The 20,646-nt window shown below is 59.6% G+C and carries 15 protein-coding genes; 5 read left to right on the top strand and 10 right to left on the bottom strand.

All coding sequences use genetic code 11. From position 1 onward, the window contains the following. Positions 1-81: 81 nt before the first annotated feature. Positions 82-1,284, top strand: a complete 1,203-nt coding sequence (locus H8Z83_RS12730; RefSeq protein WP_187015397.1) for a coenzyme F420-0:L-glutamate ligase — start codon at positions 82-84, stop codon at positions 1,282-1,284. Positions 1,285-1,335: 51 nt separating this feature from the next. Here the strand turns inward: H8Z83_RS12730 and H8Z83_RS12735 are convergent, their stop codons facing one another. Beyond that, entirely contained in the window at positions 1,336-1,944 is a 609-nt protein-coding gene (locus H8Z83_RS12735) for a single-stranded DNA-binding protein (RefSeq protein WP_187015398.1), read from the bottom strand. A gap of 137 nt (positions 1,945-2,081) precedes the next feature. On the opposite strand from H8Z83_RS12735, the gene H8Z83_RS12740 reads away from it, so the two are divergent. Beyond that, positions 2,082-3,254, top strand: coding sequence for an Mbeg1-like protein (locus H8Z83_RS12740; protein WP_187015399.1), 1,173 nt, complete (start codon positions 2,082-2,084; stop codon positions 3,252-3,254). A 105-nt stretch (positions 3,255-3,359) separates the two neighbouring features. On the opposite strand, the gene H8Z83_RS12745 is transcribed toward H8Z83_RS12740, so the two are convergent. Continuing rightward, on the bottom strand, positions 3,360-3,929 hold the full coding sequence (locus H8Z83_RS12745; RefSeq protein WP_187015400.1) for a TetR/AcrR family transcriptional regulator: 570 nt from the start codon (positions 3,927-3,929) through the stop codon (positions 3,360-3,362). A gap of 259 nt (positions 3,930-4,188) precedes the next feature. Between H8Z83_RS12745 and metK the strand changes: the two genes are divergently transcribed. Genes metK through H8Z83_RS12760 form a run of 3 tightly spaced genes read left to right on the top strand, consistent with a single transcriptional unit; the run spans position 4,189 to position 10,609 of the window. Continuing rightward, entirely contained in the window at positions 4,189-5,331 is a 1,143-nt protein-coding gene (gene metK, locus H8Z83_RS12750; protein ID WP_187015401.1) for a methionine adenosyltransferase, read from the top strand. A gap of 40 nt (positions 5,332-5,371) precedes the next feature. Further along, entirely contained in the window at positions 5,372-8,335 is a 2,964-nt protein-coding gene (locus tag H8Z83_RS12755; RefSeq protein WP_187015402.1) for a hypothetical protein, read from the top strand. A 6-nt stretch (positions 8,336-8,341) separates the two neighbouring features. After that, a complete protein-coding gene (locus H8Z83_RS12760; RefSeq protein WP_187015403.1) occupies positions 8,342-10,609 on the top strand; it encodes an efflux RND transporter permease subunit in 2,268 nt (755 codons plus the stop codon). Positions 10,610-11,180: 571 nt separating this feature from the next. Here the strand turns inward: H8Z83_RS12760 and H8Z83_RS12765 are convergent. The 8 genes from H8Z83_RS12765 to H8Z83_RS12800 form a co-directional block, all read right to left on the bottom strand. After that, entirely contained in the window at positions 11,181-12,908 is a 1,728-nt protein-coding gene (locus H8Z83_RS12765; RefSeq protein WP_187015404.1) for a phospho-sugar mutase, read from the bottom strand. Positions 12,909-12,963: 55 nt separating this feature from the next. After that, the gene (rlmH, locus tag H8Z83_RS12770; RefSeq protein ID WP_187015405.1) at positions 12,964-13,446 is read right to left on the bottom strand and encodes a 23S rRNA (pseudouridine(1915)-N(3))-methyltransferase RlmH; all 483 of its coding nucleotides are present in this window, start codon (positions 13,444-13,446) and stop codon (positions 12,964-12,966) included. Continuing rightward, entirely contained in the window at positions 13,434-14,228 is a 795-nt protein-coding gene (locus H8Z83_RS12775) for an MBL fold metallo-hydrolase (RefSeq protein WP_187015406.1), read from the bottom strand. Before H8Z83_RS12775 ends, rlmH begins: the two co-directional genes overlap by 13 nt. Positions 14,229-14,307: 79 nt before the next feature. Beyond that, entirely contained in the window at positions 14,308-15,609 is a 1,302-nt protein-coding gene (gene murA / locus H8Z83_RS12780; protein WP_187015407.1) for a UDP-N-acetylglucosamine 1-carboxyvinyltransferase, read from the bottom strand. A gap of 193 nt (positions 15,610-15,802) precedes the next feature. Further along, complete coding sequence (locus H8Z83_RS12785; RefSeq protein WP_187015408.1) at positions 15,803-16,513, bottom strand: two-component system regulatory protein YycI; 711 nt, start codon at positions 16,511-16,513, stop codon at positions 15,803-15,805. A 130-nt stretch (positions 16,514-16,643) separates the two neighbouring features. After that, positions 16,644-17,897, bottom strand: a complete 1,254-nt coding sequence (locus tag H8Z83_RS12790; protein WP_187015409.1) for a hypothetical protein — start codon at positions 17,895-17,897, stop codon at positions 16,644-16,646. Between the two features lie 32 nt (positions 17,898-17,929). Continuing rightward, positions 17,930-19,762: an ATP-binding protein gene (locus H8Z83_RS12795; protein WP_187015410.1), complete on the bottom strand. Its 1,833-nt coding sequence runs from the start codon at positions 19,760-19,762 to the stop codon at positions 17,930-17,932. A 144-nt stretch (positions 19,763-19,906) separates the two neighbouring features. After that, positions 19,907-20,629, bottom strand: a complete 723-nt coding sequence (locus H8Z83_RS12800) for a response regulator (protein WP_187015411.1) — start codon at positions 20,627-20,629, stop codon at positions 19,907-19,909. Positions 20,630-20,646: the final 17 nt, after the last annotated feature.

Below are 20,646 nucleotides of genomic sequence, written 5' to 3' on the forward strand. Positions count from 1 at the left end.
ATAAATAAGCTGGGGCAAAAGGCCCTGTGCTTGAAGCTAAAATCATGTGTGCCGCCATGTGGCGGCGGAATGGAGTTTTTTATGAGCCGTATGGTCGGTACTGTTTCCCGGGGCGTCCGGGCGCCTATTATCCGCAGCGGCGACGATCTGGTGGAGATCGTCACCAAGTCCGTTTTGGAGGCTGCCGCCCAGCCGGAGGATGGCTTTGCCATCCGGGATCGGGACGTAGTGGCTATGACCGAGGCCATCGTGGCCCGTGCTCAGGGCAACTACGCTTCCGTGGACGATATTGCCGCCGACGTGAAGGAAAAGCTGGGCGGTGAAACGGTGGGCGTTATTTTCCCCATCCTCAGCCGCAACCGTTTCGCCGTCTGCCTGCGGGGCATTGCCAAGGGTGCGAAGAAGATCGTCCTCATGCTGAGCTATCCCTCCGACGAAGTGGGCAACCACCTGATCGACCCGGATGTGATGGACGAAAAGGGCGTGGACCCCTACCGGGACGTGCTGACCCTGGAAAAATACCGGGAGCTGTTCGGCTACACCGTGCACCCCTTCACTGGCGTGGACTATGTGGCCTACTACATGGACCTGATCCGGGACTGCGGCGCGGAGACGGAGGTCATCTTCGCCAATGACGCCAAGGCCATCCTGCCCTATACCAAGAATGTCATCAACTGCGACATCCACACCCGCAAGCGCACCAAGCGCCGCCTGATCGCCGCCGGTGCGGAAAAGGTGTTCTCTCTGGACGAGATCCTCACCGCCCCTGTCAACGGCAGCGGCTATAACGAGAACTACGGCCTGCTGGGCACCAACAAGGCCACCGAGGATACGGTGAAGCTGTTCCCCCGCGACTGCCAGAGCATGGTGGAGGCCATTCAGAAGAAGCTGTATGACGCCACCGGCAAGCATGTGGAGGTTATGGTCTACGGCGACGGTGCCTTCAAGGACCCCGTTGGTAAGATCTGGGAGCTGGCAGACCCTGTGGTGTCCCCCGCCTACACCGCCGGTCTGGAGGGCACGCCCAACGAGCTGAAGCTGAAGTATCTGGCAGATAACGATTTCGCCGGTCTGAACGGCGAGGAGCTGCGGCAGGCCATCAAGGGCCGCATCGCCGCTAAGGACGGCAGCTCTCTGGTGGGCAACATGGTCTCCGAGGGCACTACCCCCCGCCGCCTGACGGACCTGATCGGCTCCCTGTGCGACCTGACCTCCGGCTCTGGCGACAAGGGTACCCCCATCGTCTACATTCAGGGCTATTTCGACAACTACACCAACGACTGAGAAAACAACGAAAAACAGACGCCGCTTCTGCATGAAGCGACGTCTGCTTTTTTATGCTTCCTCATCCATTTCCAGCAGCCGCATGACGGACACCTCGTAGGCTGTCCGCTCCTCCGGGCCGGTTTCCGTCACCTTTCGATACACCCGGCTCTGGACTCGCCCCTCAAGGGATAGGGGCGCACCTGCCTCCAGGGTACACACCTGTGACGCCACCTGTCCCCACGCGATCACCGGCAGGTAATCTGCCCGGCCGTAGCTCCGGGGCACGGCTAAGATCAGATCGCTGATGCTGCGGCCCAGCGGCGTCCGCCGGTAGATAGGCGGCTTGCACAATGTCCCGGCCAGCAGGATGCGGTTGACCGGCTCTCCCAGCCCCGGCTGAAGGGACCGGGCGTACACCGTCAACACGAGACGCCGTCCGGGGCCGGACCGGTTGTTAAAGGAGCGGAGCTGTCCCTCTACCCGGAGGGGAACGCCCTCTTTCAGCAGCGGCAGCTGTGTCTGCCGCACCAGCAGGGGCAGACGGTCCGCCGTGCCGGACAGCCGGGGGACCTCCAGGATTTGACGGTAAAAAAGCTGGCCGTGATTTTCATGGGATGGCTCCGGAGCACCCACGGGGATCCCCTCCAAAAGCACTTCGTTTCGGGTTTGATTTGTCATCTCGTCCACCTCTCGGTTGTGATGCTCCATCCTATGAGGGGGCGGCGGGCCTTAGAACGAAATTTACAAATATCGCCTTGTAAGTCGCAGTGCAAGCGGATATAATACCCTCATCAAAACGAAACGGAGGGACGGCTATGGCGAATATTCTGGATTATCTGGACTGGCGGGGGGATCTGACGCTGGCGCAGGATCCGTTTAACGAAGTGGATAACCTGATCTTGGCGGAGCTGTCCTTCGTGGACTTCGGCGGCATCGTCCCCGGCCCCGGCGGGGGGAGGGCCGTGCCCCTGTGGAAGGCGGCGGAGGCGTATTTTGCCAAAACGGAAGGTCGGCCCATCGACATGGGCGTTCTGGTGCCCAATCAGATCCCGGAGCTGCTGCGCCGGACGGCAGCCTCGCCCCGGTTCCGGGACATGAAGCTCAACGGCTTTGTGGACCATCTGGACACGGTGAAGGCGGAGCAGTTCGCGGCGCTGGCGGCAGAGTGCGGGGATGGCACCGTCTACCTCTCCTTCCGGGGCACCGACGATACGCTGGCAGGGTGGAAAGAGGATTTCTATCTGAGTTGTATGCGGGAGGTCCCTGCTCAGAAAATGGCAGTGGCATACACGGAGGCCATGGCCCATCAGTACCCCCGGATCAAGCTGCGGCTGGGCGGCCATTCCAAGGGCGGCAATCTGGCAGTGTGGGCGGGGGTGTTCTGTCCCACGGCGGTGCAGCGGCGGATCGCCGCCGTCTGGTCCAATGACGGCCCCGGCTTCCATGACGATATTTTGTCTCTGCCCCGGCATATCCGGCTGGCGGAGCGCATCCACACCATCGTACCCAAATCCTCCGTGGTAGGGATGCTGCTGGAGCACGAGGAGGACTACACCGTGGTAGACAGCAGCCAGCAGGGCCTCATGCAGCATGACGGCTTTTCCTGGGCGGTGCTGGGGAACCGATTTGTCCGGCTTCACAGTGTCACCCGGCAGGCCCGCCTGACGGATCAGGAGCTGCGGGGCTGGGTCCAGGGGCTGACCATTGAGCAGAGGGAAAAATTTGTGGACAGCGCCTTTCAGGTGCTGGAGGCCTCCGGTGCCCAGACCCTGACGGACCTGAAGGCGGACAGCTTCAAAGCGGTGCGGCCTATGGTCCGGGCCTTGAAGGATCTGGACAAGGAGACCCGGGAGGCTCTGCTGAAATTTATGAGCATCCTCTTTATGAGCAACCTGCGGATGACGCTGGAGGGCATTCAGGAAGAAACGGAGAAGAGCCTTCTGCGGAACGGAAAAAAGGCGGAGAGATCCGCCGGGAAGAAGGGATAAACAACCGCAGATGTTCCAAGCGGAACGTCCGCTTATGCCGACAGCGGAAAAAGCAACCGGCTTCAGACATAAAAAGCATCCACCCGTTATGACGGGTGGATGCTTTTATGCTTGGCCGGAATCCTGACAGCTCCGTTCCAGAGAGCGGCGGATATTGCCGTCCAGCAGATGTCCCAGATGGTCGATGTAGGCATCAGTATCGTATTTCATGCCGTTTTGCAGCCACAGGGCGGTCAGCCCGGACAGCGCGGCGGCATAGAATTCCGACAGGACCCGGATATCCTCATCATCCACAGGAAGGCCCTCGGCCTGATCCCGGACATAGGAGGTCATGGCGGCTAACGTTACCTTATGGTAGTAGCGCCGAATCGTTTCCTGGTTGCCGGAATTGTAGAGATGATACACGGCCCGCTTGTTCTGGGTGGCGAAGGCCGTAGCGTCCCGGAACGCCTCCTGCCAGCTGTCGTACCGGCGCAGCTTGGACTGGAAATCCTCGATCTCCAACTGCAGGATATCCTCTACCAGCGCATAGATATCCGCATAATAGTAATAGAAGGTGTTGCGGTTCACCGCGCCCTTTTCCGCAATGTCCTTGATGGAGATCTTATCCAGAGAGCGTTCATTCAGAAGCTGGATAAAGGCCCGCCGGATGGCGTTTTTTGTCTGTTGTGCCATAGTCCGCTCCTTTTGAAATAAATTTCCTTTTCATATCCATTATACACGGAAACCGGACCAGTCTCAAGTGCGAGTTTTTAACGAAATCTTTAGGGCTTTAGGCACGGAGGCAATTTTGCCTGAACTTTTGCGGGGCATTTTCTCATACCATTAGGCACAGGCGGCAGATATGCCCATAGTGGCGCCGGAGGAAACATGTTACACTTTCAGTATGGAGAAAAAGGGCGCATTGGGCGCTTTGAGGGAGAAGAGGTGCAATATGAGGCACGTTCTGACATCGGAAGCTGTGACCAGAGGTCACCCGGATAAGCTGTGTGATCAGGTGGCCGACGGGGTGCTGGACGCCTTGCTGACGGAGGACCCGGAGGCAAGAGCTGCCTGCGAGGCGGCTGTGTGGGAAAACCATCTGCTTTTGTTCGGAGAGATCAACGCCCGGCAGGAACCGGATTACGAGGCTGTGGCCCGGGAGGTGCTGCGGGACATCGGCTATGACCGCCCCGGACTGGGCTTGGATGCGGATCACTGTGACATTCAGATCCGCTTTCATCCGCAGTCACCGGATATCGCTCAGGGCGTCAGCCACCGTTCGGCGGAGGATACCGGCGCCGGGGATCAGGGGATCATGACCGGCTACGCCTGCCGGGAGACCCCGGAACTGATGCCCTTGCCGGTCACTTTGGCAGGGGCGCTGGTGAAGCGGCTGGATCACATGCGGCGCTCCGGCGGGATGCCCTGGCTGCTGCCGGACGGCAAAGCTCAGGTCAGCGTGGCCTATGAGGATGGACGGCCCGCCCGGATCACCACAGTGGTCCTTTCCGCCCAGCATACGCCCAACGTTCGCACGGATGCCTTGCGGGAGGCGCTGCGGCGGGAGGTGATCCTGCCGGTGCTGCCCCCGGCGCTGACGGACGAGGAGCCTCTGCTTTATATCAACCCCACGGGCCGGTTCGTCATCGGCGGCCCCGCTGGGGACGCCGGCCTCACCGGGCGGAAAGCCGTGTCGGACGCTTATGGCGGCGCAGCCCACCATGGGGGTGGTTCTCTGGCAGGAAAGGACCCCACAAAAATGGACCGCACCGGGGCCTATCTGGCCCGGTATCTGGCGAAAAACGTGGTGGCGGCAGGCTTGGCGGACCGCTGCGAGGTGCAGCTGGCCTACGCCATCGGCCTTGCGGACCCCGTCAGCGTGTCGGTGAACACCTTCGGCACAGGTATGATCCGCGATGAGACGCTGGCGGTCTGGCTGGAGGACCATGTGGATATGCGGCCCGGCGTGGTGATCCGACGGTTCGGGCTGACCCGGCCGATTTACCGGGGACTGGCCGCTTACGGTCCCTTCGGCGAAAACGGCCGGGGGATGCCGTGGGAGCGGACGGATCTGCGCTTCCCGGCGCAGTTTTGACCTGTATTCTGCAAAATTTAAATAGAAGGAAGAAAGTAAGATGCGAAATCCAGTGAAAACCGCGAAAAGACAGCTTCTGCGTGTGGGAAGCTGCGCACTGTCCGCCCTGATGGTGCTGGGCTTCATCCCGGCGGCCGCTATCGGTGACGGTGTGACCGCCACCTATGACGAGGCATACTACGCCATGACGGACTACTACGGCAATCTCACCGACGGCAGTGTGGTAAAGAGCTACCGCACCAACGGTATTGCCACGCTGACAGACTACGGCGATTACGATGAGATCATCAACCTGACCGACGGCACGGTGCCTGCCCGGAACGGTGGCATGACCACCTTCCGGCTGGACGAAAAGGCCCTGCCCGGGACCTTCTACTTCGAGGGCAAAACCACAAAGCCCTTCCAGCAGCTTCCTTGGACGATCTCTATGAGCTATACCCTCAACGGTGTGCCTACCAAGGCAGAGGATCTGGCGGGACAGGCCGGCGTGGTGGAAATCCGGCTGGACATCGTGCCCAATGGACGGGCCAGCGAGTACGCCCGGAACAACTACACCCTGGAAGCCATGGCGATCTTCAATCAGGATGACATCCTGTCTCTGGAAGCCCCCGGCGCCCAGGTGCAGCTGATCGGCAACCTGCGGGCGGTGCTGTTCCTCGGTCTGCCCGGTGAAGAGTGCCACTATACGATTCGGGTAGGCAGCGAGGATTTCTCCTTTGGCGGCATGACCTTCCTGATGGTGCCGGCTACTCTGAGCCAGCTGGCGGAGATCGCCAAGCTGTCTGAACGGAAGGACGATCTGGAGGAGAACTACAACAAGCTCTCCGGCAGCATTGACTCCCTGCTGGACGCCATGACGGCCATGACCGGCAGCCTGAACGCCTCTGCCAACGGTCTGGAGCAGCTGAATAAGGCCCGGGGCATTTTCTCCGACGGCAAGGGCGTGATCTATTCCGGAACGGACGCTCTGCGGGAGGATCTCTCCAATCTGGCGGATGTGCTGGAGCCGGTGGAGGGGCAGATCGAGACCCTGAGCAAAACCATTTCTGATTCCAAGTCCACCCTGCGCAGCATGACCAACACAGTCTCCGACCTGAAGGGTGATCTGAAGGATGTGGATAGTGCCCTGAGAGATCTGGAAGACGGCACCGGCGATGTGCGCAAGGTGTTCAGTGCGCTGGGCAGTCTGCGCGAGAGTTTGAAGAACCTGCAAAAGGCTTTGGGCGGCACCGTAAAGGACACCACCGACAAAATTAACGAGAGTATTGACAAGAATCAAAATATCGGCTCCGTGACCGTGGCCCAGGTGAAGGAGGCCCACAGCGCCTACGTTGCCGACCGGCAGACCTACTTTGCGATTATTCTAAAAAAACAAGGCAGTACTGACGCTGCTGGTACTGCAAAAAATGCAGCGGCGAAGGTGCAACAAAACGAATCTGTTGCTGCGCTTGAGACGGAGTTGGCTATTTATAAGGGAAAACTGGAAGCGGCAAAAAGTTCGCTTGCGACTGCTCAAGGTGAACTTCAGAAATTGAAAGAGTCTGGCGTGGGAGACGATGACCCTCGTGTAATCACCTTAAATGAGAACATTAAAGAGTTAGAAGCTGGAATTAAGAAGTTAGAGGCTGGAATTGAACAGTTGGAAGGCGTAATTGCTCTGGAAACCGCTTATCAGGCAAAGGCTCAAATGACCTTCCAGCAGTTCTGCCAGCAAGTCCTGGGACAGAGTGCCGCCACAGCCAAGCAGATGAACGATCTGTGGCTGGTGTATGCCAGCGGCAAGGTGGAAGGCGGCGATACCCCCGACCAGGGAGGGACTCTCTCCGGCGCGCTGCTGCACAACGATCCTGAGGACAGTCCTGAGAAGGACACCTCCGGCGGAGACAGTGCACCTTCCGGCGATCATTCCGATGGTTCGTCCGAAAAGACTCCCGACGGCAGCGGTTCTGAAAGCACGGGCGGAACTGCGGAAGGCTCTTCCACGGACACCGGAAACGGGAGCGGAACTGGCGACAGTGGTGCACAGAATCCGCCTGATTCCCCCAACACAGAAGAAAACGGTTCCGCAAATACCGGCAGCGGAGAGAACAGCGGAGAGAACAACGGCGGCGGATCCCAAAAGGATCCCACAGGCGCCCCAAATCCGCCTGACCCTGAAAACCCGGGAACTGAAACGGAACCGGATGCGCCGCGGCCCCCCAGTGAGAGTGTCGGCGGTGCGGTGGTGGACCTGATCTCCGGCGGTCTGGACAGCGCCATGGCGGAGATCGCCAAGCTTCAGAAGTCACTGGCAGGTGTGATGAATAGATTGAAGGATCCCACCAGTCAGGTGATCAGCGACCTCAGCGCTCTGTGCGGCCGGATCGAAAATCTGTCCTCTCTGCTCAACAGTGCCGAGGACCTGTCCGCCGCTATCCGTCATTCCTCTGCGGACCTCCGGGATATCTTGGATGATGTGGGGGATCTGCAGGACATTCTGGATGATTACGAGCCGGTTTTGCAGGATACTCTAAAAACCGTCAGCAGCCTCAGCACCAGTGCCATCAAGACCATCCGGGATACGCAGGGCCTCATCAGCGACACGGAAGCCCTGATGAAATCCACCGGCGCTACGCTGGATGACGGCACCAAGCAGACTCTGGAGGGTCTGGCGGCCGTCCTGCGGAGCACTGCCAAGACCATGGGCACCGCCGGACAGATCAAGGACGCCAAGTCCAGCATCTGCGACATCATCGAGGACACCTGGGATGAGTATACCGGCGACGTGAACAACCTCCTGCTGATGAATGCCACCGCCGAGACCGTGTCTCTCACCGACAGCCGCAACCCCTCTCCTGAGAGCATTCAGATCTTGATCCGCACTCAGGAGATCACCATGCCGGACGAGGATGAAACGGAGGCTGAGGCCGCTGCGGAGGTGCAGACTACCTTCTGGGGGCGTGTCGCGCAGATGTTCAAGGACTTCTGGGCGGCCATTACCGGCCTGTTCGGCGGAAAGGATTGATCGGCCATGCTGGAAAAAATCGCAAAATGGTTGACCCGCAAGCCGAAGCTGGTGGCCATGATGGCGGTACTGATGCTGATTCCCGCCGCCATCGGCTATATTTCCACCCGCATCAACTACGACATTCTGTCCTACCTGCCGGAGGACCTGGAATCCTCTCATGGCGAAAAGCTGCTGGAGGAGCCCTTTAAAATGGCGGCCACCAGCATGCTGGTGGTGGAGAGTATGCCCGCAGGCTATACCAACAGCCTGCTCAATGATATCAAGGCCATTGACGGAGTTTCCAACGCCATCTGGATCAGCAACCTTATGGGCATCCAGATCCCCACGGACATGATCCCCGCCAACTTCCGGGATATGTTCTTCGCCGGAGACGCTACCATGATGATCATTCAGTACAGCCACCCCGGCGCCTCGGACGAGACCATGGAGGCCATCGAGCAGGTCCGGCGGGCCTGTAATGAAAAGTGCTTCCTGGCGGGCTTCTCCGTGGTCATCAAGGACACCCGCGACCTGATGGACAGCGAGCTGCCCATCTTCGTGGGGCTGGCGGTGATTCTGGCCCTGTGCGCCATGATGCTGACGCTGGAATCCACGGTGCTGCCGTTTATCTTCCTCACCAGCATCGGCCTGGCCGTCATCTACAATATGGGCACCAACATATTCCTGGGGGAGATTTCCTACATCACCAAGGCTATCGCCGCGGTTTTGCAGCTGGGCGTTACCATGGACTATTCCATCTTCCTCTACCACCGGTATGAGGAGGAGCGCCCCAACTACGATGACGAGCGGGACGCCATGGCGCAGGCGGTGGTTGCTGCCTTCCGCTCTCTGTCCTCCTCCAGCCTCACCACGGTAGCGGGCTTTCTGGCCCTGTGCGTCATGCGGCTGACGCTGGGCCGGGATATCGGCATTGTTATGGCCAAGGGCGTTGTGCTGGGCGTGGCTACCGTTATTCTGGTGCTGCCCTCTCTGGTGCTGATTTTCGATAAGCAGATCACTAAGCACAAGCATAAGAGTCTGATGCCCAGCTTTGACAAGGTGAACAGCTTTATCCTGCGGCATAACAAGGTCATTATGGTGATTTTTGTGCTCCTATTCATCCCGGCCTACTACGCCCAGTCCCACGCCGGAATCTACTACAAGCTGGACGAGTCCCTGCCCCGGGACCTGCCCTCCATCGTCTCCAACGAAAAGCTGAAAAACGACTTCGATATGGCTACCTCTCACTTCATCGTCCTGCGGGACGATTTGAATCCGGCGGAGATGAGCGACATCGAAAACCGCATGGAGGAGGTCAAGGGCGTTACCTCCGTGGTATCCTACCATAAGATGCTGGGTACCGGCATTCCTGACTTCTTCATTCCAAATGAGGTAAAGGATATGCTCAAGCAGGGGGGCTATCAGCTGATGATGGTGAACTCCAGCTATTCTCCGGCCACCGATGCGGTGGCGGCCCAGCTGGACGAGATGAATGCCATCCTGAAGCAGTACGATGAAAACGCCATGATCACCGGCGAGGGCGCCATGTACCGGGATCTGATCGACACCACCGCCGTGGACTTCGTGGTGGCAAACTACCTGTCCATTGCCTGTATTTTCATCATCGTGGCGTGGGCGTTCAAGTCCATCACCGTTCCGGCGGTGCTGGTGGCCACCATTGAGCTGGCGATCTTCCTGAATCAGGGCTTCTCCTACTTCTCCGGCGCTTCCACGCCTTTCATCGCACCTACCATCATCAGCTGCGTGCAACTGGGCGCTACGGTGGACTACGCCATTTTGATGACCTCTCGGTTCCAGGAAGAACTGCAAAGCGGCAAGAACCGGAAGGAGGCTATCCGCATCGCAGCGGATTCGGCGGACGCTTCCATCATCACCAGCGCGCTGGTGATGTTCTGCGCCACCCTGGGTGTGTCTTTTGTGTCCTCGATCGACCTCATCGGTGCCATCTGCATCATGCTGGCCCGGGGTGCTCTGATCTCCGCCTGCATCTGCCTGTTCGTGATGCCTGCCGTGCTGTATGTCTGCGAGCCGATGTTCAATAAGACTACCCTCCACTGGCGGACCGAGCAGCCTAAGAAGGAGTCCAAAGCCGCCAAGGCTTTGAAAGCAGCTTCTGAAAAGCTGCCTGCCCGCAAAGAAAAAGCGGCGCTGCCGGAAAAGGGAACGGAGCAGACCGAGACCACGGAGCCTGCGGAGGCAGCCGATTCGACAAAGCTTGCCGCGGAATCGGAAACTGAAGCAGACGCGGCGCGGGAGACTGCCAACGTCTGAGTTTACAGAACACCCGAAAGCGTCCGCCGAACGGCGGACGCTTCATCGGGGTGAAAAGTCTTTTCACCCCGATGAGCAAGTTTTCAGAACTTTATAAAAGTTCTGAAAACTAAGGATTTCAATGGCGCAGGGAAATAGGCGAAGCGCCGCCGGTGGCGGATCAAGCGAGCTTGTTTCGAGGAAGGCTCCCAAACAGCGGATACGCAGTATCCGCTGTTTGGCCTGAGCCGACGGTGTATCCCTTCTTGGGTTTCCCACGCACACCCTTCACCCGCAAGGGGTATGCAGCATCCGTAAAGCGGCACAGCCGCTAACGGCTGCCCTACCTTACCGTCGCGGAGAATTTACCACTTTATCGACAGTCTTAAGCGTCCGCCGAACGGCGGACGCTTTCCTATACGCGGAAAGCCGCAGCGCTTTAAGTGCCGAATCAAATTGCGGCGAAAAACGCAAACACAGCTTCAAAGAATCTGGAAAGACCTGCGAATTGCGGAGAATACCTTAGAAAACGCAAAAAAGTGCCCGGAAACTATGTTTCCGGGCACCGGCTTAATTAAGTTTGTGTAATTGATCAAGGCTTCAGAGCGGCCACCCACCGGCCGTACTTTTCCAGATTGGCGTTGGACGCGGCAGCATCGGCTCCCTGAGTCAGGATGTAGACCTTGATCTTCGGCTCCGTGCCGGAGGGACGCACCAAAATGACGGTGCCGTCTTCCAACTCATACCGCAGCACGTTGGAGCCGGACAGCTCCATGCGGCTCTTAGCGCCGGTGACGCAGTCGATCACGCTGCCGTCGGTATAATCCTTCCGGACAATGACCTTGACGCCGCTGATCTCCGTTGGGGGATTTTCCCGGAGATCCTTCATCAGCTTCGCCATATCCCGGAGACCGTCCAGACCGGGCATCACCAGATTGTGGGTCTTTTCTGCGTACCAGCCGTACTTTTCATACAGGGCATTCAGTGCGTCAAAGAGGGTCATGCCCTGAGCGTCATACCACGCGGCCATCTCCGTCAGCAGCATGGAGGCAGTGACGGCGTCCTTATCCCGGACGTAATCACCCAGCATATAGCCATAGGATTCCTCATAGGAGAAGATGACCTTACCCTCGCCGGACTCCTCCAAGGCGTTCTTCTTTTCCGCCATGAACTTGAAGCCGGTGAAGGTATCGAAGCACTTTACACCATTGCTCTCCGCCACCTTCCGGGCCATTTCCGTGGTGACGATGGTTTTGAGGGCCACAGGGTTGGCGGGCATCTTCCCGGAACGTTTCAGCGCGCCAATCAGGTAATCCAGCAGCAGCACGCCGGTCTGGTTGCCGGTAACGGGCTGGAACTCGCCCTCGTGGTTCCGCACCATGATGCCCACGCGGTCGCTGTCTGGATCGGTACCCAGAATGAAGTCCACATCGTTCTTTTTGGCCAGATCGATGGCCAGATAGAAGCCTTCCGGGTTTTCCGGGTTGGGAGAGACCACCGTGGGGAAATTGCCGTCGATGACCATCTGCTCCGGCACGGGGATCAGGTGCTTGATGCCCAGCGCGGTCAGCGCCTCCGGCACCAGCTTGTAGCCGCAGCCGTGGAAGGGGGTGTAGACCAGCTTGAAGGTGTCCGCCACCTTGGCGACGGTCTCCCGGTCATTGATCATGGCGGTGACATTGGCCATGAACTTCCGGTCCGTTTCGTCACCCATGGTCTCAATGAGACCGCTCTTTACGGCTTCCTCAAAGTCCATCCGCTTCACACCGTCAAAAATGTCGATTTCCTCCAACCGCTTGGCGATGGCGTCGGCGTGGTGGGGGGGAAGCTGCGCGCCGTCGGACCAGTAGACCTTGTAGCCGTTGTACTCCTTGGGGTTGTGGCTGGCGGTGACATTGATGCCCGCCTGACAGCCGTATTCCCGGACGGCGAAGCTCAGTTCCGGGGTGGGGCGCAGGGAATCAAAAATGCGAACGTGGATGCCGTTGGCGGCGCAGACCTCGGCGGCGGCCCGGGCGAACTCCATAGAGTGATTGCGGCAGTCCATACAGATGGCCACGCCCCGGTGCTTGCCCTCCTCGCCCTCGGCAGCGATGACGTCGGCAAAGCCCTGGGTGGCCCAGCGAATCACATGAATGTTCATGTTATGTAAACCGGTGTACATAGTGCCCCGGAGACCGGCGGTGCCGAACTCCAGCGGGCCGAAGAATCGGCTTTCGATCTCCTTGGGATCGTCCTTAATAGACTCCAGTTCGGCGTGTTCCTCCGGAGAGAGGGCGGGGCTGTGGAGCCACTTCTCGTATTCCTGCATGAAATCCATTTGCAAGTACCTCCTTATATCGTATCAACAGTGTTCTGTGTGTTCGCCTGAAAAATTACTTATGGTATCTGCTTCCGGCGTTGATCTGGTAGGCCCGGTAGATCTGTTCCAAAAGCATCACCCGCAGCAGGTGGTGGGGAAAGGTCATGGGGGACATGGACAGCCGCAGAGCGGCTTGCCGCTTCAAGGATTCGTGCATCCCGAAGGAGCTGCCGATGAGAAAGACGATGTGGCTGGCGCCTTGGGCGGCGCTGTCCGCCAGATAGCGGGCCAGCTCCTCGCTGGAGCGCTCCCGCCCCTCCACACACATGGCGATCACCAGACAGCCGTTGGGCAGCTTGGCCCGGACAGCGTCGGCCTCCTTGGAGAGGGCCGCCTCGATCTGGGCGGGGGAGGGATCCTCCGGCAGCCGTTCCTCCGGCAGCTCGATGATCTCTAATTTACAGAACCGGCTCAGCCGCTTGACGTATTCCGCAACAGCGTCCAGATAGAATTTTTCCTTCAGCTTGCCGGTGCAGAGAATGGTCATCTTTTGCATAAGGCCCTCCTTCTGACGATGTGGCACGGGCCGACGGTGTCCCGGGGCGCTACGGACAGTTCCGGAGCCAGTCCGGTACCGTCCAGCGCGGCGGCTACGGCGTTCAGCGCCATAGCGGGGGTGTTGTTATCACGGCTCAGGTGGGCCAGAACGATGTCGTTGGCGCCGTTTTCCACCAGTGTGACGGCAAACTGGGCGGCGTCCTCGTTGCATAGGTGGCCCTGGAGACCCAAAATGCGCTGCTTCAGGTAATAGGGATAGGGGCCGGAGCAAAGAGACTCTACATCATGGTTGGACTCTAAAATGACAAAGTCCACGCCGGGCAGCAGATCCAGCGCCTCGTCGGTGACGTAGCCGGTGTCGGTGAGAAAACCCACACTGCCGCTCTCTGTGTCCAGCCGCCAGCCGCAGGAGCCGGGGGCGTCATGGGAGGTGGGGATGGGCTGCATATCGATCTCTCCCAAGGTGATGGGACCGTCCAGTCCCATGAGCCGGGGGTCGATCCCCTCTACCCGGCAGCTGAGCTCCCGGCAGGTCCGGGGGGTGGCAAGAAGCGGGCAGATTGTTTTTTTCAGAAGGGTGTTCAGCCCGGAGATATGGTCAGAATGGGTGTGGGTGATCAGAATAGCCGTCAGGTCTGCCGGAGTCAGTCCCAGTTCTTTCAAGGCCGCAGTGATCCGGCGGCAGGAGATCCCGGCGTCGATCAGCAGATGGGTGTCTCCGCAGGAGAGCACAGCGGCGTTTCCGGAGGAGCCGCTGGCAAGCGTATGTACGGTGGTCAAGAAAATACCTCTCTTTTGAAAAACGTCCGCCGGGGAATGGGCCGGTCAAGGCCGGCACACTCCCTGACGGACGTGAAGTTCAGCTGATTTGCGCAGTGGAAAGGGCATCCTCGTCCGGCTCCTCCACGGCGCGGATGTCCGCGCCCAGAGCCCGGAGCTTGCCGATGATGTCCTCATAGCCCCGCTCGATATACTGCACGTTGGAGATCTCGCTCTCACCCTCTGCCGCCAAAGCGGCGATGACCAGAGCCGCGCCGGCCCGCAGGTCATAAGCCTGAATCGGTGCGCCGGTGAGCTTTTCCACGCCCTCTACCACGGCGGTCTTGTCATCCACCTGAATACGGGCGCCCATGCGCTTGAGTTCATCCACATAGCGGTAGCGGCTGCTCCAGACACCCTCGGTCACTAGACTGGTCCCTTGAGCAAGGGTGAGGACGGTGGTCATCTGGGGCTGCATATCCGTAGGAAAGCCGGGATAGGGCAGGGTTTTGACGTTGGCCTTTTTCAGGCGGGCGGTACGGCGTACCAGCAGGGTATCATCCTGCTCCTCCACCTCTACACCGCACTCCTGGAGCTTGGCGGTGATGCAGTCCATGTGCTTGGGAATGATGTTTTTCACCAGGATCTGACCGCCGGTGGCGGCCACGGCAGCCATATAGGTACCGGCTTCGATCTGATCGGGAATGATGGCATAAGAGCCGCCGGACAGCCGCTCCACGCCCCGGATCTTGATGGTATCCGTACCGGCGCCCCGGATGTCGGCGCCCATGGAGTTCAGAAAGTTGGCCAGATCCACGATGTGAGGTTCCTTGGCGCAATTTTCGATCACCGTGTCCCCCTGAGCCAGCGCGGCGGCCATCATGATGTTCATGGTAGCGCCTACGGACACCACATCCAGATAGATGTTGGCTCCGGTGAGACGGCCGGACTCCACGATAGCGTTGATATAGCCGCCCTCCGTGGTGACACCGGCACCCAGAGCGGAAAAGCCCTTTACATGCTGGTCGATGGGGCGGACGCCGCCGAAATTGCAGCCGCCGGGCATGGCAACCTCTGCCCGGCCGAAACGGCCCAGCAGAGCGCCGATGAGATAGTAGGAAGCCCGGAGCTTCCGGGAAAGCTCATAAGAGGTCCTGGTGGTGTGGATGTGACGGCTGTCAATCTCCACCGTGTGGCGGTTGATGGAGCGGATGGACGCGCCAAGCTGCTCCAAAATCTTCAAAATCGCGGTAACGTCGGAGATCTGGGGGATGTTTTCAATGCGGCAGACGCCGTCCACCAGAATGGCGGCGGGAATAATGGCAACGGCGGCGTTCTTCGCACCGCTGATCTCCACCTCGCCGAACAGAGGCTTGCCTCCGTGTACGATGTATTTTGTCAACGTTCTGACCTCGTTTCAGGTATTCTTTTGCGGGGAGAAAGCCTTGCGCCGGGATTAGTTTGTCCGTCGGGCTGGCACTTCATGCACCCTGAGAAAAAAGTGGACAGTACCACTCATTATGATCGGCGTCAGTATAGCATACTTTGCCTGAAAAAGCAAACGATTCCTGACAAAATATGAAATTCAAACAATTTTATGCCCGGCGGACGGTACCGGAAATGCAGTTTACATAAAAAGTTGCCGTATCCGTGACGATCCGCCAGGAGGGAACCAGCGCCATGGGAGCGGCGGTGGTGCTTTGCAGCTCGTAGCAGAGACTGACCTCCGTGATGGAGGACACCACGGAGCTGGAGGCGTGGCGCATCTGCTGAAAGGCAGTCAGGGCGGCGAAGGCGGAGAGGGGCTTTTGCCCGGAGGAGGTCTCCGCGCCGGTCTCCGGCAGCAGAGCGCCGCTGGCGGACAGGACGCGGCCCTGATCGATGGTAAAGGTGACGGCGGCGTTGAACACCGGCGTACCGCTCCACAGGCGGACAGCCGTTGCAGTGCCGCTGCCCGTTTCATCCAGCGTAAATATCGGCGTATCGTAAGAAAATGCCTTGCAGAAATCCCGACAAAATGCTTCCGCGTTCTCCTGTGACAGAGAACCGGCGGCGTCAAAGCTGCCGGTGTCCCGGAAGGCGGCGGCGCCCTGCTGGCTGGTGTAGGTGTAAATGCCGCCGCCCTGAGTGGTGCGCTCCAGATTATCTCCCAGAAGAAAGGTGGCGGCCTTTCGCTCCGCTGTCTCATCCCGGATCAACGCATAGGTGGAAACGGCGGTGTCCGTGGGGATCAGAGCGGGGTCCAGCGTCATGCCGTCCGCCGCGAACAGAGAGACCAGTTTCTGCTGCTGGGTGCGGCGGGCCACCCGCTCCTCGTTGCCCCGAATGGCCAGAGACGTCAGTAAAAAGGCGTTGAGCAGCGCCAGAATCAGAATGATGATGTTTTTCAGGCGATAGCGTTCCGTAGCCGCTCAACTCCTTTCAGAAAGTGTGATGTCAATCCGTCAGCCAGACGGCAGAGAGCGGATAGACGCCGGTATCGGCATAGCCGATGGAAAGCTCGGCCCCCTCTGTCCTCCCGGCGATGGCCATAGCCTGCCGCAGCGGCAGCAGAGGCGAGGCGGAGCTGGCAGCGCTGTATTGCCGGGGACGCAGGGACAGAGCGGAGATCGTATTGCCGGAAAGCGTCACCTCAGCGGCAGCGGAGCCGTCCGCGAAGCGGATGGGAACGCCGCCGGACTGGTAGCCGAAGGTCAAGAAAGTCTCGGTTTCTGACTGCTGCCACTTCTGCAGATACAGCCGGGCATCGCCCTCCGGGATCAACTGATCCAACAGCTCCAGAACACCGGAGACGGCTTCCCGAGGCGTGGGAAGGCCCCCGGCACTTTCTACGGAGAGGACCGTTTCGCCGCCGCTGGTGTAGGAGAAGGTGCCGCTGCCACTGATGCGGATGACCCGGTCTCCCTCCACCACTACCTCCGCGCCGCCGGCGTCGGTGTAGCGGGAATTGGTGTGGGGGTTGAAGCCCAGAACGGAGAGCAGCGTCTCTGTGGAAACGGTGCTTTCCGTCACCGTCAGTTGGGGCAGCTCAGGGAGAGGGTCCGGAAACAGGGAGAGAGGGGCCAGATGCTGGCCGTATCCGCTGAGATCCTCAAAAGCAAAGGCGGTAACGCCCAGCTCAAAGTGATCCAGTACCTCCGTCAGGGTAGAGGGCTGCACGGCAGTGACGCACTGGTAATAGCGGGATCTGCCGTCCCACAGCAGCAGGACCACCTGACCGTTCTGCTCCGCTGCGGCCAGAGCGCGGACGGAAAGCTCACTTTCTGCGGTGATACCCATGAGGTCCGCCAGATAGGACACCGGCAGGGGCTCTAAAAAGTCACAGTAGACTGACGGTTTTCCCAAAGCCGACCGGAAGGCGGCAGCACTGGAATCCATCCGGCTGCGGGCAGACCCAAGAACCTCCCGCAGCAGTGTTTTGATGGGGGTGAAGCTCTCGCTGTCCGTGGTGAGGGAGATGCTGCCATACCGGCCGTATTCTCCGGTGACGGCCGCCCGCACCGGGGCGGACAGGGTATCGGAGGAGGGGGCATCGGAGATCTGGTCGCTGACAGGAGCGGTGAGCCGCTGCCAGGTGCCGCTGCCGGCGGCAGCGCCCAACTGGAAAAACTGCGTTCTGGAAAAGAGGAACAGGGACAGCAGCGCCAGAAACGTGATGGTGATATTTTGGATAAAATCCCGGTAGCGCATGGCCGGTCCCTCCTTTCTGATAAAAGCTGAAATTACTGCTGAGCCGACGTGTTTTCTGCCGTATCCTCCGGTGCGCCGGGGGCGGGCTGGGTGATGGGCAGCTCCAGACGGACCGTGGTGCCCGGTCCCTCATGGGGGACCAGGGAAATGGTGCCGTGGTGCCGCTGGACGATCTCTCTGGCGATGGATAGTCCAAGGCCTGTGCCGCCGGATTCCCGGGAACGGGCCTTATCCACCCGGTAGAAGCGGTCGAAAATACGCTCCCGGTCCTTTTCCGGGATGCCGATGCCGTCATCCCGGACCTCCATCCAGGCGGTGTCGGGGCCGGCTCCTGCGGTGACGCGAATGTGTCCGCCGTCCGGAGTGTACTTGATGGCGTTGCCGAGAATGTTCATCATCACCTGTTCCAGACGGCTCCGGTCACCGGTGATGAGGGGCAGCTCGCCCTCCGGCACATAGGTCAGCTCATGGCCCCGCTGCTTGGCGTTGAGACTGTTGGAGCGGACCACGCTTTCAATGGCGTCGTGGAAGGGGAACCGGGTGAACACCATTTCGGTGCTGCCGGCGTCCAGTCGGCTGAGGGTCAGCAGATCCTGAACGATGTGGGTCATGCGGTCCGTTTCCGTAATGATGATGTCCAGGAAATTGTTCTCCATATCCCGGGGAATGTCATCTCCGGCATCCCGGATGGTTTCGGCGTAGCTGCGGACGTTGGTCAAGGGGGTCCGCAGCTCGTGAGACACGTTGGCCACGAATTCTTTGCGCCGTTCCTCATTCCGGTGCTGTTCCGTCACGTCATGGAGCAGGATCAGAACGCCGCCCTGGGCCTTGTCGGAGAAGGGCGTGAGGTAGAGGGCCAGGGTCCGGTCTCCCACCACCAACTCATCTTCAATGTAGTTGGGTTTCTGGAGGGCCAGCACGTTCTGGAAGGGATGCAGGTCGCCCAGCAATTCCTCGTAGGTGCAGCTGGGATCGATGGATCGCCGCAAAAGCTCCGTGGCGGCGGGGTTGCAGTGGATGAGGTGCCCCTCCCGGTCAAAGGCCACCACGCCGTCGGTCATGTGGAGGAACAGGGTATCCAGCTTGTTGCGCTCGTTTTCCACGGCAGCCAGTGTGGACTGCAGGACCTCGGCCATCTCGTTAAACGTTCCGGTGAGAATACCAATCTCGTCGGTGGATTCCACCGGCAGCTCGCTGTCAAAATCACCGGCGGCCACCCGCTCTGCGCCGATGGTCAGCTTTTCAATGGGGCCCACCATGGTCTTGGAGAGCAGGAAGCTCAGCAGCACGGAGATCAGCAAGCCGATGATGAGGGCCTGCATGATGATCTGGAAAAGCTGGTTATTCAGATCGGATACCGTGTCCTTGTTATCCAGAATGTAGATGATGAAGGCGTTGTCACCGCCGAAGATGGGGATGGCCACATCCATGTAGTCGGCAGAGATATCGCTTTCGTCGCCTACGGTGGAGGCGTCCTTCCGTGCAACCGCGTTCCGGGCGGTCAGAAGGTTGGCGGACTGCTCCCGGGGCAGGTCGGAGGACTCGGCGCTGCCAGCCAGAAAGCTGCCTGCGGTGCCGTCCAGCACATAGTAGTTCCGGGTGCGGTAGTCGATGCCCAGCATACCGGCATTGACTTCCAGGATCTCCTGAATACGCTCAGCGCCGTCCGGCTGAGCGGCGGCGCTGCGGAGGTCCGCCACAAACTCCCGGCGGTCCGCGCCGAAGGCACTGCTCATCTGCTGATAAAAGCTGTCGATATAAAAACTGGTGACGCTGGTGGTCAGGAACGCGCCTACCACCGCCATCAGGGATGTGATCAGCAGCAGGAGGATCAGCGTCAGCTTCATATGTAAGCTGCGGAACAAAAAATCACCGCCTTTATGGTGTTCAAAGGATCTGAAAACTGTACGGCCCGCCGTTTGCGGGGGCGGGCGCGTCCCGGAGAAGATCCCTGTGTCCTCTTCAAAACATGAGAAGAACGCGAGGAACGTCACCGGAGCCGGTGGGGATTACACCGCGAAATAGTACCCCACGCCCCGGCGGGTGAGGATGTATTTGGGGCTGGCGGGGTTTTCCTCGATCTTTTCCCGCAGACGCCGGACGGTCACGTCCACAGTCCGCTGATCGTCGCCCACGTAGCCGTAGTTCCAGACCTGCTCCATCAGGTCGATGCGGGAGTAGACCTTATTGGGATGGCTGGCCAGGAAGGTCAGCAGCTCATATTCCCGCGTGGTCAGCTCCAAAGGCTTGCCGTCCCGGAAGACCTGATGGCTGTCCGTGTCGATGGAGAGGTCCCCTGCCACCGGCATGGCTGTGGCCGCAGCGGTGGCCGCGGCGGCGGTGTTCATAGCCGTGCGGCGGATGTTGGCTCCCACCCGGGCGATCAGCTCCCGCATGGAGAAGGGCTTGGTAATGTAATCATCGGCGCCGATCTCAAGACCGGATACCTTGTCGGCCTCCTCCTCCCGGGCGGTGAGGATGATGACGGGCACGTTGTTGCCCTCCTCCCGGAGGGTGCGGCACACGTCAAAACCGATCATCTTCGGCAGCATCACGTCCAGCAGGATCAGATCGGGGTTTTCCTTCCGGGCCTTTTCCAGACCGTCGGCTCCGTCATAGGCCTCCACGGTGCGGTAGCCCTCCCGCTGAAGGTTGAAGCGCAGGATGTCTACGATATTTTTTTCATCCTCCACAATGAGGATGGTTTTCTGGGCGTCCGTTTTCCGTTCCAAGGAAACGTACCTCCTTT

Source organism: Dysosmobacter segnis, from assembly GCF_014297285.1.
Lineage (GTDB): Bacteria > Bacillota > Clostridia > Oscillospirales > Oscillospiraceae > Oscillibacter > Oscillibacter segnis.